Origin of the sequence: Mediterraneibacter agrestimuris (assembly GCF_943193195.1) — a bacterium.
GTDB lineage: Bacteria > Bacillota > Clostridia > Lachnospirales > Lachnospiraceae > Schaedlerella > Schaedlerella agrestimuris.
This window is the reverse complement of record NZ_CALPDG010000039.1, coordinates 1-15,125: the sequence shown is the minus strand read 5'-3', so window position 1 is coordinate 15,125 and position 15,125 is coordinate 1. Positions and strand designations below refer to the sequence as shown.

Here is a 15,125-nt window from a genome sequence, read left to right as displayed (position 1 = left end):
ATGGATAAAGGTACAGCCGAATGGATAAGATGTTTTGTTTGCGGAGGTAAGACGCGGGACAAGATGCGAAAGGAGCAGATCCGAAATTTTAATTTTTGTTTTAGTTGTCATGTAGTCCTTTCCTTTAAATTAAGATTATTGCTGTTCCTTGCTATTCCATGTGTGTAATAAAATGCCTCTTAATACTAATTGGAGATTGTCTGTCTGCTTACACCCAACTTTTCAGCAACATCCTCCTGTGATAAACCACATCTTTTTCGTGCCAATTTCGCCTGTTTTCTCAACATGGAAAAATAAAGGTATGAAAATGTTTTATTTCGTAGCCATCGTCATTGTGGGATGCCGGTATAATTGAGCGACAATAAAAAGTAAGCTATAAAGCGTTTATAGCTACTACAATTAATTTTGGATTTGTGATATAGTGAAATACAAAAGCTGTTAAGTTAGGGGTATCAGTTTCTATGAAGAACACTTATCCTAAAGATATAAAGGAATGCATGAAAGGTTGTATTTTAAGTGACGCCGAAACAATTTTGGTAAAATTATACAAACAAATGTTGGAAATAGCATATATATTTATAGAAAGTTGTTGATTCTGCCATAAATTGATATAATTAATAAAAAAGGACATTTGTCCTTTCAATCGATGCCTTTTAGGAAGATAATAAGAAAAAGAGGAAATCACTGTAAGGTTGGCTGTACAATAGCAGAGGTGGCTGTTTCATGGATGTATTCAATGAATTACCTGAAAAAACGCGGAACTATATGAATCTTCTGTTTCAGAACTGTACAGAAGAAGTTAAATATTACATGACACTTAACGAGGTGCATGCAGATACGGCATTGATCAAAGCCGGGGAACGATGCAGTAATATCTACATTATTTTATCAGGAAAGGTAACCGGAATTGACTGGCCGATCAATGAACGGGCTTATTCCTTTAAAGACTTCGGTCCGGGTGATTTTTTCGGAGAGATTGAATGCTTTGCAGATCTGGTTAATTACAGGATCAGTGTTGTGACTGTGACAAAGTGCCGGGTACTTGTCATTCCGGCGCCGTATTATATGGAATGGATCCGAAGTGATGCAGAGGCGCTTTACTCACGTACAAAGGTTAATATGAGAAGGCTTATCACGCAGACAACAGACGCGAGACGTTATTTGTTTCTGGAAGCAAAAGAGCGCCTGGTCTTGTATTTAGTACGAAAATACGAACAGAGAAGGCAGGGGATGAAGCCTGTTGATCTGAATCTGAATCAGAATAGAGTTCATCTTTCTGAGGAAATCGGATTTTCTGTAAAAACATTGAACCGGAATATTAAAATTTTGGAAGAACTAGGATTCATACAGATGAACAAAGGAAAGATCACAATTACAGCAGATGGATATTTCAAGATGAAAGAGTATATCGACCAGCATATTTATGGTGAGATATAGTGAGGCATAAGAGACTGCGAAGAAATGAAAGGGAGGAAGAAACGATGTATGTAGGAAAAAAAGTAACACGTGTAGACGCCTATGACAAAGCAATCGGGCGCACAAAGTATACCGATGACCTGTGTGATAAGGGAGCATATATTGCACAGATACTGCATTCTACGATCGCACATGGAAAAGTTGTATCAATTTATACATCTGAGGCCGAAAAGATTCCGGGAGTAATCAAGGTGCTGACATGTTTTGACCTGGAGGAGAAGCATTATTTCCCAACCGCAGGTCATCCGTGGTCTACAGACCCAAGTCATCAGGATGTAGCAGACAGACTGCTTCTGACGGATGAGGTGAAGTTCTACGGTGATGATATCGCAGCAGTTGTTGCAGAGGACGAAGTGGCAGCGGCACAGGCACTGCGGGCGATCAAGGTAGAGTATGAAGAGTATCCATTTGTTCTGGATGTACAGGAGGCAATGAAGGACGGCGCTCCGCAGTTACATAAGGATTATCCGAATAATATTTTAAAACATACGACAATCAATAAAGGAAACTATGCTGAGGCAATTAAAGAGCCGGGGCTGACAAAGGTAGAAGGCTGGTATGAGACGCCGGTTGTACAGCATTGTCATATTGAGAACTTTATCTGCACTGCGGAGATGGAAGGCGACCGCATTACAATTACTGCATCTACACAGATTCCGCATATCGTACGCCGTGTCGTAGGGCAGGCACTTGGGATCGACTGGGGCAGAGTCCGTATCATCAAGCCATATATCGGCGGAGGATTTGGAAATAAACAGGATGTTCTGTATGAACCTCTTTGTGCATGGCTTTGTATGCAGGTCGGCGGACATCTGGTGAAGCTGGATGTACCGAGAGAAGATACGTTTGTTTCCAATCGTACAAGACATTCTATCCGCAGCCATATCATTTCCTGGGTGCGTCCGGATGGAACATTTGCGGCCCGCAAGCTGGAAGCATTTTCTGATCAGGGAGCATATGCATCTCACGGTCACAGTATTGTAGCAAAGGGAGCAGGCGCATTCCCGCAGCTCTATCCATGCGACAATGTAGAGGTAGATGCATATACAGTGTTTACAAATAAATCTGTTGCCGGCGCCATGAGAGGATATGGAATTCCGCAGGCAATGTGGGCAGTAGAAAGCCATACCGAAGAGGTGGCGGCAAAGATGGGAATGGATCCGATCGAGTTCCGCCGTCAGAATCTTATGCCGGTGGGCTATACAGATCCATTTTCAAAGAATGAAATGTATTACGATACATTCAATCAATGTCTGGATAAGGCAATGGCAGAGATTGATTATGAAAGAAAATATAAAGAATACCAGAATCAGACTGGAGATATCCGCCGGGGAATCGGAGTATCTGTATTCTGGTACAATACGGCGGTATGGCCGATTTCCTTAGAGACATCCTCATGCCGTATGGTTCTGAATCAGGATGGCTCCTTACAGGTGCAGGTTGGCGAAACCGAGATTGGACAGGGAGCGGACACGGCATATGCGCAGATGGCAGCAGATGTGATCGGTGTTCCGATGGATAAGGTACATGTGGTATCTTGTCAGGATACAGATGTTACACCATTCGGTACAGGAGCATATGCGTCAAGACAGACATATACAGCAGGATTTTCCATTCGCCAGACAGGACTGCTTTTGAAAGAGCGAATTCTGGAATATGCACATGAGCTGACCAGAATGCCGTCATACAACCTGGATATCATTGATGGGGAAATTGTCCGTGTGACTGATAACAGGGTTATGATGACGCTTGGCGAACTGGCAACAGAGGCATTATATAGTCTGACAAACAGTAAGCATCTGACAGCAGAGAGTACGGCACAGATTAAATCCAATGCATATTCATTTGGATGCACCATTGCCGAGGTAGAAGTAGACATTCCGATGTGCAAGGTAAAGCTACTGGATATTGTCAACGCACACGACGCAGGCAAGCTGATTAATCCGGCATTGGCTGAAGCACAGGTACACGGCGGTATGAGTATGGGAATCGGATACGGACTGTCTGAGAAACTGATTTTTGATGAGAAAACAGGACGTGCGCTGAATAATAACCTGTTGGATTATAAACTGTCAACATTTATGGATCACCCGAGACTGAAAGCAGTGTTTGTGGAAAATGAGGAACCGACCAGTGCATTTGGAACGAAGGCGCTTGGCGAGCCGCCGGCATGCTCTGTAGCTCCGGCAATCCGAAATGCTGTTTATCAGGCGACTGGAGTAGGTGTGAACGAGGCACCGGTAAATCCACACAACCTGTTTAAGAGATTTGTAGAAGAAGGGCTGTTTTAAGTCAGAAGATTTTGTTAGGAGGTTCAGACTATGTATGATATGAAAGCACTTTATGAGGCTGAAAGCGTACAGCATGCAATTCAGCTTCTCATTGAACATCCGGAAGCACAGATCATTGCAGGAGGCAGTGACGTGCTTGTGCAGATGCGTGAGGGGAAACGTGCAGGAAAAGAACTTATAAGTATATATATGATTGACGAGATGCGTGGAATCAGCTACGAAGAGGATGGAGCGATTCGTATCGGTTCTCTCACAAGCTTTTCTCATATTACAAAAGATCCGATTATTAAAGAACACATCAATGTGCTCGGCGAAGCAGTGGATATGGTCGGCGGTCCACAGATCCGTAATATCGGAACAATTGGAGGAAATACTTGCAACGGTGTGACCAGCGCAGATTCTGCATCGACCCTCCACGCGTGGGATGCGGTTGTGGAGATTACCGGACCGGAGGGGGTAAGACGGATTCCGATTCATGAATTTTATATCAAAGCCGGTGTTGTAGATTTGAAACCGGGAGAGATACAGACAGCTATCATCATCCCGAAAAAGTCTTATGAGGGATATAAAGGACACTATATCAAGTATGCGATGAGAAATGCGATGGATATTGCAACGACAGGCTGCTCTGTGAATGTAAAATTATCAGAAGATAAGAAGACGATAGAAGATGTCCGTATTGCGTATGGCGTGGCGGGACCCGTTCCAATGCGTGCACCATCTGCAGAGGAGACCGCAAAGGGGAAACCGGTGAGCAAAGAAACTGTAAAAGTGTTTGCAAAGGCGGTTTTGGAAGATATCAATCCGCGTGACAGCTGGAGAGCATCCAAAGCATTCCGTCAGCATATTGCAGTTGTTTTGGCAGAACGGGCGCTGAAAGAGTCCATTCGTCTTGCGGGAGGTGAAGTAGATGAGTAATCAGTATAAATTAGTGAGCTGTATCATCAACGGAAAAAAAGTAGAGAAAATGGTAGATGTCCGTGCATCTCTGACAGATATGCTGCGAGACGATTACCGTCTTACAAGTGTGAAAAAAGGCTGTGAGGTTGGAGAATGTGGAGCGTGTAATGTCATTATTGACGGGGAATGCTTTAATTCCTGTATTTATCTTGCAGTATGGGCAGAGGGAAAAGAGATTCTTACACTGGAAGGTCTGGCAGGACCAAACGGCGAGATCTCCGATATCCAGCAGGCATTTATTGATGAGGCGGCAGTACAGTGCGGATTCTGCAGTCCGGGATTTATCATGAGTGCAGTAGAAATCTTGGAGGCAAAACGGGAATTCTCAGATGATGAAATCCGAAAGTTATTGTCAGGGCATTTGTGCAGATGTACAGGATATGAGAACATTTTCCGGGCAGTGAAAAAGACTATGTTAAGGCGTCTTGGGAAGGATGCAGAAGCAGATTTAGTTTAAGCTTTTACATTGGGAAAATGTAATGTATTTTTGAGCAATGCTACAGTACTATTATGATGAAAACACAGAGGAACATATCTAAAAAGGGAGAATGTGCTCCTCTGTGTTTTTTGTACTCTTTTTTATTGTATAGGAAACTTCCTGTTTCCTATACAATAAAACGCTCCGCGGGATGCACACGATGTGCAGAGGAAGGCTGCTATGGCAGCTGCACATCGGCGCGGCAAAGCGGAGCAAGTCCCCCAAAGATTGAGGGATGTAGGGAATTTGAGGAGGACTTGTCAGCTTTGTTCTGAAAAGATGTTAACGAAAAACACACTTATAAAAATAAGGAAGGGAAAAGGTATGGAGAATCAAAGTATTAATAAAGAAGCGATGGTAGCTCCTGTAAGCGCGGATAATATTTATAGACTGAACGGCCGTGTGCCGCTGGGAAAAGCGATTCCGTTTGGATTACAGCATGTACTTGCAATGTTTGTAGCGAATCTGGCTCCCGTTTTGATTGTATGCGGAGCGGCGATTGTGCGTGGGACGGGAGAACATCTGACGGCAGTGGAGATTACACGTCTTCTGCAGTGCGCCATGTTTGTTGCGGGAATCGGAACCTGCCTGCAGCTTTATCCGGTATGGAAAATAGGTTCAAAGCTGCCCATCGTAATGGGCGTCAGTTTTACGTTTTTGGGAAGTCTTTTGATGATCTGCACGAATCCAGATCTGGGATATGAAGGAATGGTGGGCGCGATAATCCTTGGCGGTATTTTTGAAGGTGTTGTGGGATTGAGTGCGAAGTACTGGAAGCGCTTTCTGACACCGGTTGTATCAGCCTGCGTTGTGATCGCGATCGGACTCTCCCTTCTCCCTGTAGGAATGGATTCCTGGGGTGGAGGAACCGGAGCAGAAAGTTTTGGTGCATGGTATCATTTATTCATTGGCGGATTTACGCTGGTAGTATGTCTTGTTTCCAGGTACTGGCTGAAAGGTGTATACAAGAACTTAAATATTCTTGTCGGATTGGTTGCCGGGTATATCCTGTCCGCTGTTTTTACAGCAGCAGGCATTGCGCCTATGATTGATTTTTCCGGGATTACAAAAACAATCGGTGAAGTTGGATATTTAAGTCTTCCAAAACCGGTGTTCTTTACCGGACATATGCCGGTCTTTGATATCGGGGCATTCTTTACCATTGCTATCGTGTTCCTCGTATCTGCGGCAGAGACGACAGGTGCAACAACGGCAGTCTGTATGGGAACATTGGACAGAGACATCAAAATGGAAGAGCTTCAGGGTTCTCTGGCAGTTGATGGGTTCTCCAGTGCAATTTCAGGATGTTTCGGATGTCTGCCGCTGACTTCTTTTAGTCAGAATGTAGGACTTGTAACAATGACAGGTGTGATTAACCGCTTTACAATTCTGATGGGAGCGCTGATCATGATTCTGGCATCCTTATTCCCACCGCTGGGAGCATTTTTTAATTCACTGCCGCAGGCAGTTCTGGGCGGATGTACGGTTATGATGTTCGGTTCTATCATGTATGAAGGCGTGAAGATGCTGAAAGAGTGCGAGTTTAATGACAGAACGATGATTATCGTGTCTCTGGCATTTTGTGTGGGTGTTGGTTTAACACAGACATCGGGAAACTTTTTCGCAGCATTCCCACAGGCTGTAGGTGATATCTTTAACGGAAATGCAGTAGCAGGCGTGTTTGTAGTATCTTTATTGTTAAGCTTGCTGCTTCCGAAGGATAAGAGCGAAAAGGTTTTAGACAAATAAAATAATTTTTAATGGCGATATCTCATAATTGTATGGGTCATATTTAGAAAGAACAGGCAGAGGAATAAGCCCCTCTGCCTGTTCTTCTCATCACAATATAAATAATGAACGCTCCCTTATTGTTTTTTGTTATTTTTCTTTACGCATATAAAGATTACAATAGCAGTAGCAATAAGAAAGCCTGCAAAAAAGACCGGGGGATTTGCTGCTGTTTTTCTAGCATTTCTGTTTTTACTGATAAATCATCTATTTCTGATGATTTTAGCAAATAATCAGTTGTAACATCAAAAACCGCACTCAAGACCACTATTTTTTCCGTTCACATCCTACGGGTGCTCCAGTAACAGTATCCAGCCCATTTTGAGCCGCCTTTGGCGAGGGGCTGGATATATCACTTTCATCACTTTATTGGCCGGACATCTTGCAGCATAGTGCAAGATGCCGTGTGAACAGTAACCACAGTTCAGTCTTTTGACTACATGTTTACGGAATAAAATTGACAACTATACTCCTGCGGGAGTATTATACATATAAAAGGGGGATAGATATGAAGGTGTATCATGGTTCAACTCATCTTATAAAATTTCCGGAGTATGGAAAGGGAAAATCTTATAATGACTATGGTTCGGGATTTTATTGCACAGAAGAATTAAGTATGGCAAAGGAATGGGCTGTCGGAAGAACAAACAGCGGGTATGCCAATTGCTATGAACTTAATGAACAGGGATTAACAGTCCTTAATTTGAATACCACAGAATATTGTATTTTAAACTGGCTTGCAATATTGCTGGAAAACAGAACATTCGATGTGCCATCTGCTTTGGCGGCAGAAGCGAAGCAATACATTATGGAACATTTTTTGCCAGAATATAAGACATATGATTTGATAAAAGGATATCGGGCAGATGACAGCTATTTTTCATTCGCGCAGGATTTTATTAATGGTACAATTTCGTATCGGCAATTGAATCGTGCGATGTATCCGGGCAGACTTGGGCAGCAGGTAGTGTTAAAAAGCAAGAGGGCATTTGATCATATTAGATTTGAAAGATATGAGCTTGCTGATTATGAGGAATGGTTTGTAAAAAAAGAAATGAGGGATAAGGCAGCAAGGCGGGAATACTTTGATAAAGAAAGGAATAAGCGACAGAGAGGTGATATTTATATTACACAGATTTTGGATGAGGAGATGATGGCAGATGATTTGCGCTTACGATGAACTGTATTTGGAGAAGGCGAGGACAGCATTGGCAAGGATGTTTGATTTTGCGGTGTATGATTTGAAATATGATTTAGATGAGTTCTTTCAACTGTTTGCCAATTCTGAGACTGCAAGGCGATTTGAACGGGGAGAGTCCTCTATCGTTGCAGGACGTTCTGGAATTGAGTTAGCTTATATTGTTACAGAAGAGACAAATTCGCATGTGATTGAAGTTATACCTAGATTCACATACAACCGCAGCAGAGAGTATTGGTTGGGCTGGGCGCTGGCGTATTATCAATGGAAAATGAATTTATCTTTTTCAGATATTGAAAAGTATTTGAATATAAAGGAACTTTTAAGCTTATACGAGCCTTATCATGAAATGGATATTCGGCATTTTGTAGAGCAGGTAAATGAGATATATAAAGTGAAAAAAAGAGATACAAATTTAAAACAGAGAAGGATCGCAGTTGGATTGACACAGAGAGAACTGGCAGAACAGACAGGCATCCCATTGCGTACGATTCAGCAGTATGAGCAGAGGCAGAAGAATATTAACAAAGCGTCAGCCAAATATGTGATTGATCTTGCAGAAGTGTTGATGTGTGAACCAAAGGATTTATATGAGCGGATATATTGACTGTAAAGTATGATGGTGTTATTATATATTTAGTAATACAAAGTATATAATAACAATAAGTATATCTGCAAAAACGGGGTGATGAGACTGAACGAGAAGTATGAAAGCCAAATGAAGAAAGGTGTTTTGGATATGCTGGTTTTGGAGTTGTTATCGAAGCAGGAGATGTACGGGTATCAGATCATCAGTGAGCTGAGTGAACGCAGTGGACAGCGTTTTATTTTAAAGGAGGGAACGTTGTACCCGATCCTTTATCGTCTGGAGGATGACAGACTGGTAGAGAGCCGGTGGAGTGAAACACAAGGGAGACGAGTACCGAGAAAGTATTATGCGATTACGGAAGAGGGAAGAGCATCGCTTGTTGACATCAAAACCTTGTGGAAAGAGATTTGTGTAAGTGTGGACAAAGTCATGGAGGACTAGTATGAAAGAGAAATTTGTTAAAAAGATAGGGAAATTATTGACTTGCGGAAAAAAGCGCAGAGAAGAGATTAAGAAAGAACTTTCCACAGATATTGACGCGGCGATCGCAGCCGGGGAAAAGGAAGAAGACATCATTGCCAGAATAGGCAAAGCAGAAGAAATCGCAAAAAGTTTCAACCAGAGCTTTTCGGAAGATGAGCTGAAAGTATTCCGTAAAGAGAGACGGATAAGAAGGATGATTGATATTCTGGTCTTGCTTGTCGTAATGGCAGCGCTTTTTTGGTGGATGATTCCTAAGAATACATGGCTGAAGGATAGCAAGAGGTTTGATGAAACTGCTGTACAGAAACAGGCAGAAGAGGTGGTTGAGCTGCTGGATGCCGGAGATTATGACGGGCTGCGTGCAATGGCTGATAGTAAACTGGCAGGATTGATCAATGAAGAAGAGATGGAAGCGGCAAGGGATAATCAGGCAGAAGACTGGGGTGAATTTCTGAATTATGGTTCTGTCTATCTGATCGAGTCAACACAGAGAGGAATTCATTCAGCCGTGGCACAGATGACAGCCGCCTATGAGAATACAAGTGTGACCTATACGATCAGTTTTGATGAAGATCTGAAGCTGACTGGTTTATATATGAAATAAGTGTGTAATGTGTAAGTAAAGGGACGGTGAGATATGGACTGGCTGATGTTTGTGATTATCGTGTTTTGTAATTTGTTATCCGTTCTGATCTGCCGTTATGCATATCATATCGATAATCAGTATAGAAATGGTATGATCCTCGGAGTGCATATTCCGGCGTGGGCAGTCTGCTGTGAAGACGTTCAGACAATTTGTGCAAAAAGCGTCAAAAGATGGAAGTGGTATCATAGTGTTAATCTAATACTGGGCATTGGAATTGGCTTACCGGGATTCTGGTCAACAGAGATTATGGTGATCATGTGGCTTGTGTGGCTGACAATTTATATCATCGGATGCTATGTACTGATTGTCCTGATTTACAGGGAGATGTACCGTCTGAAAACCAAAAACAACTGGTACGATGAGCGGACGAAGAAATTGCGTGTGCGGACAGATAAAGAAGGACAGCAGATCACAGAATATATAGATGAAGATGTGTACTGGCTGAGTGGATGTTACAGTAATCCGACGGATAAACGTATGTTGATTGAAAATAAGTTTTGCAATGCTAATATGGAATTTAATATGGCTAGACCAGCGGCAAAAGCTATCGTTTTCGGACTTCTTTCAGTTACTGTGATAGTGATCGTCTGGTGCATTTATCTGTTCATTCCGCTTGTTCATCTGGATATATCGCTGGAAAGAACAGGAGAACAGATTCATATTGAAGGCGGCGGTTATGATATAGAGTTTGACATTTCAGAAGTGGAACATGTGGAATTGCTCACTTCTATGCCGGAAGAGCGGTTCAGCAGGAAAAACGGAGGCAGCTCCAATAAATATCGTATCGGACATTTTAAGGGGAGTGAGTCTGGTAAGACGATGCTGTTCTTATTCAGTGAATATACGCCGATTTTGAAAATTGAGCTGGAAGATGAAACTGTATATTTGAACAGCAAAGAACCGGGAGAAACCGAAGCGTGGTATGAGATTATAACAAAACAGGATTAATGAAAGATTGTATGACGTAACAGAGCAGCCAATAGGCTGAATTGAGATGGCTACTGTGCACAGAAGTAGGCTGTGAACAGTAACCTGTGATGTTTATGTTATAAATAGGCGCTGTAAATTTATATTGACAATATCGAGTGTCGATATTATAATAAAAATAGAAATATCGATACTCGATATACAATCATCTGCAATTTTCTAAGAGAAGGGGGCGGCGGTATGAGGAAGACAAAGAGAATGTTTCCAAATTTTCAGTATCGGGAATGTGATGCCTTTGCAAAGTATCTGGAGAGGCAGGCGGCAAAGGGGTGGCATTTCAAAGAATGGCGGTTCGGTCTTGTTTTTGAAAAGGGAGAGCCGGGGAATGTGACGTATTCTGTCGAGATATTTCCGAAGGGATCAGAGATGGATATGAAGCCGGGAGAGCTTACACAAGAATATGCAGAATATTGTGCCGCTGCCGGATGGAAATTGTTGGATTCGCATGGAAAGGTCTGCATTTTCAAAAGAGAGTGGGAAGAGGCAGTGCCGATCGTGGAACCGGAAGAGAGACTGGAGAATATCAGCAAGGCGGAGAAGGAACGGTGGAGAGGCAGTTCATTGGTGGCAATAGGGCTTACGTTACTTTATCTGTTTGAATTCTGGAAGTTTAATTTTGAACATTGGATATTTGATAATACGATATTGGCGTTGATATTGATAATGTTACTTTTGGCGGCTTCCAGTATCTGCGAAGCAGTTTATCTGGCAAGATGGAAGCGTAAGCAAAAGCGCCGGTTGTCAAGCGGAGGAATCGTTACTTATGGAAAGAGCCGCTGGTTTGGCAGAGCCGGGAAATTCTTGTTTTTTGTAGCATTGATCTTTGTGTCTCTGAACAAAGGGGTACAGCAGCAAGATGTATATGTAATCTTGGGGGCAGTTATCATGTTCGGGGGACTTGGAATAGTTTCCGTGATTATATCTCTCTGGCGTCCTTTGGAAGTGGTAAATGAAACTTTTCAATTACTTACAATGTTTGGTCTGGCATCCATATTTGTGATATTGCTTACAGCAGGTATATTTGATAGGGAAATAGAGACTGAGCCAAAAGATATTCCGTTATTACAAGCAGATTATCTGGAAATGCAAGGGGAGCCGGAAATATTCTTTGAGGAAATAAAGAGTGTATTTGGGGATGCTTATCATGGAGACATCACATATAGGAATGTGGCTGGATCTGTCGAAAATGCGTTGGTTTATGAAGTATACCATAGTCCGTATCAATGGGTGATTGACAAATTATGGAAACAAATATACCGATATCGTGGACCCCAGATAGATTGTAAAGAATTGTGGAATGCAAAAGAAGCATATCAAACGGGAGCAGACGGTGTGTACTGGTATTATGTACAATATCCTAAAGATGTTGTGATGATTCATGTAGAGATGAATCATGAATTGGATAAAGAAGATATTGCGGTGATGAGGGAGCAGCTGGAGCTTCCGTAAGAGGGAACAGTCTGGATTCTTAGTATGGTAAGATAAAGTTGCTGTTCACAGCAGCAAACTGTGAACAGTAGCAAAATAAGGATAGAACCAAGAGTCATTCCATTATTACAGTAGATTATATAGAAATGTGGTGAAAGGGGTAGACAAGATGAGAGAAAGAAAACGTAGTTTCTGTTCTTTTAAATATCGGGAATGTGATGCATTTGCGAAATATCTGGAGGAGCAGGCAGCAAAGGGGTGGCATTTCAAGGAATGGCGGCTGGGATTTGTATTTGAAAAGGGAGATCCGAAAGACGTAAAATATTCGGTAGAAGTATTCCCGAAGGGGAATGAACGGGACTGCAGACCGGAAAAGGATGCGGAAGAGTTTGCAGAATATTGCCGGGCAGCAGGCTGGGAATTGGTGGACGGACGTCGGAAGTTCTGCATATTCAAAGCCCTTCGCAAAGATGCAGTGCCGATAGCAGCGCCGGAAGAACGATATGAGAATATCTGCAAGGCAGAAAGAGTGAGGCTATATGCACCATTATTATGGTTTTTGAACATGGTGTTCTATATCTGGGGTACTTATGGTAATATTTCCGGTTGGGGATTTCAGATGGCATCATTCTTGTATATGATGGGCTGTATGGGAATGCTGGTATTGCTTGTGATAGATGCAGCGGCAGCTGTCATATGGAGAAGGAACAGGAGGAAATTAATTTTAAGAGGAGAAGTTCCGGTTTATGGAAAAAGCATAGGACTGAATTTTTGGGCGGCAATGTGTGTTATTATGCTGTGTACTTTTGCAGGACGTTTAATGGAGTATGGGATATTCAACCGTGAAGTAATACAGGATTTAATAATGATTTTTGTGCTGATTTTGTTCATGACAGTAATGGGAATTGCGGCTGCACTTTTTCGTCCCTCTATCGAACGGAGAGTACAGGCAGAATGGATTCTTATGGCAGTGCTGATGATTTGGGTTTGTATGATGCTTATATACACAGATGAAGACTCTGTTTCTATTTCCCAAGAGAATGTACCGCTTTTACTGGAAGACTTCAAAGATGCGGATGGAGAAGTTTTCATTACAGGGAGACAGTCAGAAAGTCTTCTCGGAAAACGTTATAATTATTATGTCAGTTACGGTGATGATGAATCTTATCCAGATGAGTTACAGTATACTGCCTACACGAGTAAATATAGCGGGATTATTGATCGTTTATGGAATACAAGAGATGGATGGGGAAATGTCTGGAGACAGGAACCGAACGAAGAAGACGAGTGGGAAGATGTAACATTTACAGATTGTACAAAACTGTGGGGTGCAGAGGAGGCATGGGTGTCCCAGCCGAGGTTTTATATAGAAAAAGATGGTTGTGAGACCAGAATAGAAAAATATTGTTATGAGGTCAAATACCCACAAAGTGTTCTGGTGATTTGGACGATGGAAGAATTGGATGCGGAAAATGTACAGAAGATACGACAGAAACTTGAGCAGAAATAGAAATAAATAGTTGCATGCTATGTATTATAGGGAAGGAATAGCGATAACAGATGGCAAGAGAACAATTTCAGACATTAACAGAGCCAATGTATTACATTCTCCTTGCTCTGACAGAGGAATGCTGTGGCGTAGATATTATGGATAAGGTTGACACATTGTCTGCAGGACGCGTTAAAGTTGGACCAGGAACATTGTATGCTATGCTTTCCAGGTTTGAGGAGAATGGGATTATCAAACGTACTGCAGAAGAGGGGAGGAGGAAATGGTATCTGATTACGGATACCGGACTTCATATGCTGATGCAGGAATATGAACGGCTTCAGGTTATGGTAGAAGACGGACGGCGGTTTTGGTCAGGAGAAAATAAATAGAAGAGGCGACATGCTTCTTCTTTTTTTGCATTTTTTTTATGGTAGAGTGATAAGGTGTACAAGCTCAAAATCAGATTTGGTCTTGGGCAGAACAAAGACTGTAAACAGGTGTGGAGTGATAGCAGAGCCTGTGAAGGCAGTTGAGAAAGTGAGAAAGTAAAGGAGAAAGCAGTAGTATGAGAAACAAGAAACTTAGAGCAGCGGTGATTATGGCAATGGTATGTATGATGTTTGGAGGATGCAGCAGATTTGACGCAGGAGTCTATACGCAGGCTGTACTTGATGCATCTTATAAAAATCAGACTGAGAGTTACATAGAATTAACAGAGACAACAAAGGAAGATGCAGAAGCATTTTTTCAGAAAAGGCTGAATGCTACGATGGAAGAGTTCAAATCGGAAAAATTATCAGAGGAACTGGAAGGCGATTACAAAAGTCTTTTTGAGCAGGTTATGAAACAGGTGAAATATACGGTGGGGGAATCTAAGAAAGAGGAGGATGACAGCTATACTGTGAACGTGTCGGTGGAGCCTGTGACACTATTTGACGATACCTATCAGAGCTTTCAGAAAAAAGCAGAAGAGTATGCCGAAAGCGTTACTGAAAGGGTGATGAATGGGGACGAAATGCCTACAGATGAAGAGATTCAGGAAGAGGTATACAAGTTATATTATGAGATTTTGAAAGAAGAAATGGACGCAGGAATGAAATACGGTGCTGCCAGGGAATTAACCCTTCATATTATGAGAACAGAGGATGGAAATTATGAGATAAATAGTGAAGATCTGCAGGTGTTGGAAGAAAATCTGATTTCGCGGAAAGTGATGGCAGAGGGTGCGTAATAGTTCAGCATAGGAGTTTGCACTTGCTGCAAACTCCGTAAAAATGTGTGATGGGAAAATAGAATCCGCCCTTTCACC

At 42.2% G+C, this 15,125-nt stretch carries 16 protein-coding genes; 15 read left to right on the top strand and 1 reads right to left on the bottom strand.

Features of this window, described 5'->3' with window-relative positions; all coding sequences use genetic code 11:
• The gene (locus NFS18_RS19975) at window positions 1-168 is read left to right on the top strand and encodes a cysteine-rich KTR domain-containing protein (protein ID WP_251391776.1); all 168 of its coding nucleotides are present in this window, start codon (window positions 1-3) and stop codon (window positions 166-168) included.
• 17 nt (window positions 169-185) lie between these two features.
• On the opposite strand, the gene NFS18_RS19810 is transcribed toward NFS18_RS19975, so the two are convergent.
• Window positions 186-287 carry a helix-turn-helix transcriptional regulator gene (locus NFS18_RS19810; protein ID WP_334301868.1) on the bottom strand — a complete coding sequence of 34 codons (102 nt, stop codon included), beginning with the start codon at window positions 285-287 and terminating at the stop codon, window positions 186-188.
• Between the two features lie 436 nt (window positions 288-723).
• Here NFS18_RS19810 and NFS18_RS15135 point away from each other — a divergent pair, with 436 nt between their 5' ends.
• The 14 genes from NFS18_RS15135 (at window position 724) to NFS18_RS15065 (ending at window position 15,047) form a co-directional block, all read left to right on the top strand.
• Window positions 724-1,437 (top strand): Crp/Fnr family transcriptional regulator, encoded by a 714-nt coding sequence (locus tag NFS18_RS15135; RefSeq protein ID WP_251391774.1) that lies wholly within the window; start codon window positions 724-726, stop codon window positions 1,435-1,437.
• A gap of 44 nt (window positions 1,438-1,481) precedes the next feature.
• The gene (xdhA, locus tag NFS18_RS15130) at window positions 1,482-3,767 is read left to right on the top strand and encodes a xanthine dehydrogenase subunit XdhA (RefSeq protein ID WP_251391773.1); all 2,286 of its coding nucleotides are present in this window, start codon (window positions 1,482-1,484) and stop codon (window positions 3,765-3,767) included.
• A 30-nt stretch (window positions 3,768-3,797) separates the two neighbouring features.
• Window positions 3,798-4,685 carry a xanthine dehydrogenase subunit XdhB gene (gene xdhB, locus NFS18_RS15125; RefSeq protein WP_251391771.1) on the top strand — a complete coding sequence of 296 codons (888 nt, stop codon included), beginning with the start codon at window positions 3,798-3,800 and terminating at the stop codon, window positions 4,683-4,685.
• Entirely contained in the window at window positions 4,678-5,184 is a 507-nt protein-coding gene (gene xdhC / locus NFS18_RS15120; RefSeq protein WP_251391769.1) for a xanthine dehydrogenase subunit XdhC, read from the top strand. The genes xdhB and xdhC overlap by 8 nt, the downstream gene beginning before the upstream one ends.
• A 345-nt stretch (window positions 5,185-5,529) precedes the next feature.
• A complete protein-coding gene (locus tag NFS18_RS15115) occupies window positions 5,530-6,954 on the top strand; it encodes a uracil-xanthine permease family protein (RefSeq protein ID WP_251391767.1) in 1,425 nt (474 codons plus the stop codon).
• A 547-nt stretch (window positions 6,955-7,501) separates the two neighbouring features.
• Window positions 7,502-8,173, top strand: coding sequence for a DUF3990 domain-containing protein (locus NFS18_RS15105; RefSeq protein ID WP_251391765.1), 672 nt, complete (start codon window positions 7,502-7,504; stop codon window positions 8,171-8,173).
• On the top strand, window positions 8,154-8,798 hold the full coding sequence (locus tag NFS18_RS15100; protein WP_251391763.1) for a helix-turn-helix domain-containing protein: 645 nt from the start codon (window positions 8,154-8,156) through the stop codon (window positions 8,796-8,798). The genes NFS18_RS15105 and NFS18_RS15100 overlap by 20 nt, the downstream gene beginning before the upstream one ends.
• Window positions 8,799-8,879: 81 nt before the next feature.
• Window positions 8,880-9,221 carry a PadR family transcriptional regulator gene (locus NFS18_RS15095; RefSeq protein WP_251391761.1) on the top strand — a complete coding sequence of 114 codons (342 nt, stop codon included), beginning with the start codon at window positions 8,880-8,882 and terminating at the stop codon, window positions 9,219-9,221.
• Between the two features lies 1 nt (window position 9,222).
• A complete protein-coding gene (locus tag NFS18_RS15090) occupies window positions 9,223-9,867 on the top strand; it encodes a DUF3887 domain-containing protein (RefSeq protein ID WP_251391759.1) in 645 nt (214 codons plus the stop codon).
• Window positions 9,868-9,900: 33 nt separating this feature from the next.
• Window positions 9,901-10,857 carry a hypothetical protein gene (locus NFS18_RS15085; protein WP_251391757.1) on the top strand — a complete coding sequence of 319 codons (957 nt, stop codon included), beginning with the start codon at window positions 9,901-9,903 and terminating at the stop codon, window positions 10,855-10,857.
• A 219-nt stretch (window positions 10,858-11,076) separates the two neighbouring features.
• Complete coding sequence (locus tag NFS18_RS15080) at window positions 11,077-12,345, top strand: DUF2812 domain-containing protein (protein WP_251391755.1); 1,269 nt, start codon at window positions 11,077-11,079, stop codon at window positions 12,343-12,345.
• A gap of 148 nt (window positions 12,346-12,493) precedes the next feature.
• Complete coding sequence (locus tag NFS18_RS15075; RefSeq protein WP_251391753.1) at window positions 12,494-13,834, top strand: DUF2812 domain-containing protein; 1,341 nt, start codon at window positions 12,494-12,496, stop codon at window positions 13,832-13,834.
• Between the two features lie 50 nt (window positions 13,835-13,884).
• Window positions 13,885-14,205: a PadR family transcriptional regulator gene (locus NFS18_RS15070; protein WP_251391751.1), complete on the top strand. Its 321-nt coding sequence runs from the start codon at window positions 13,885-13,887 to the stop codon at window positions 14,203-14,205.
• A 176-nt stretch (window positions 14,206-14,381) separates the two neighbouring features.
• A complete protein-coding gene (locus NFS18_RS15065) occupies window positions 14,382-15,047 on the top strand; it encodes a hypothetical protein (RefSeq protein ID WP_251391749.1) in 666 nt (221 codons plus the stop codon).
• Window positions 15,048-15,125 lie beyond the last annotated feature (78 nt).

What these genes read in the sequence shown, in the direction of transcription:
- NFS18_RS19975 (WP_251391776.1), top strand. Translation starts at nt 1, where the DNA reads ATGGATAAAGGTACAGCCGAATGGATAAGATGTTTTGTTTGCGGAGGT.
- NFS18_RS19810 (WP_334301868.1), bottom strand. Translation starts at nt 287, where the DNA reads ATGTTGAGAAAACAGGCGAAATTGGCACGAAAAAGATGTGGTTTATCA.
- NFS18_RS15135 (WP_251391774.1), top strand. Translation starts at nt 724, where the DNA reads ATGGATGTATTCAATGAATTACCTGAAAAAACGCGGAACTATATGAAT.
- xdhA (WP_251391773.1), top strand. Translation starts at nt 1,482, where the DNA reads ATGTATGTAGGAAAAAAAGTAACACGTGTAGACGCCTATGACAAAGCA.
- xdhB (WP_251391771.1), top strand. Translation starts at nt 3,798, where the DNA reads ATGTATGATATGAAAGCACTTTATGAGGCTGAAAGCGTACAGCATGCA.
- xdhC (WP_251391769.1), top strand. Translation starts at nt 4,678, where the DNA reads ATGAGTAATCAGTATAAATTAGTGAGCTGTATCATCAACGGAAAAAAA.
- NFS18_RS15115 (WP_251391767.1), top strand. Translation starts at nt 5,530, where the DNA reads ATGGAGAATCAAAGTATTAATAAAGAAGCGATGGTAGCTCCTGTAAGC.
- NFS18_RS15105 (WP_251391765.1), top strand. Translation starts at nt 7,502, where the DNA reads ATGAAGGTGTATCATGGTTCAACTCATCTTATAAAATTTCCGGAGTAT.
- NFS18_RS15100 (WP_251391763.1), top strand. Translation starts at nt 8,154, where the DNA reads ATGATTTGCGCTTACGATGAACTGTATTTGGAGAAGGCGAGGACAGCA.
- NFS18_RS15095 (WP_251391761.1), top strand. Translation starts at nt 8,880, where the DNA reads ATGAGACTGAACGAGAAGTATGAAAGCCAAATGAAGAAAGGTGTTTTG.
- NFS18_RS15090 (WP_251391759.1), top strand. Translation starts at nt 9,223, where the DNA reads ATGAAAGAGAAATTTGTTAAAAAGATAGGGAAATTATTGACTTGCGGA.
- NFS18_RS15085 (WP_251391757.1), top strand. Translation starts at nt 9,901, where the DNA reads ATGGACTGGCTGATGTTTGTGATTATCGTGTTTTGTAATTTGTTATCC.
- NFS18_RS15080 (WP_251391755.1), top strand. Translation starts at nt 11,077, where the DNA reads ATGAGGAAGACAAAGAGAATGTTTCCAAATTTTCAGTATCGGGAATGT.
- NFS18_RS15075 (WP_251391753.1), top strand. Translation starts at nt 12,494, where the DNA reads ATGAGAGAAAGAAAACGTAGTTTCTGTTCTTTTAAATATCGGGAATGT.
- NFS18_RS15070 (WP_251391751.1), top strand. Translation starts at nt 13,885, where the DNA reads ATGGCAAGAGAACAATTTCAGACATTAACAGAGCCAATGTATTACATT.
- NFS18_RS15065 (WP_251391749.1), top strand. Translation starts at nt 14,382, where the DNA reads ATGAGAAACAAGAAACTTAGAGCAGCGGTGATTATGGCAATGGTATGT.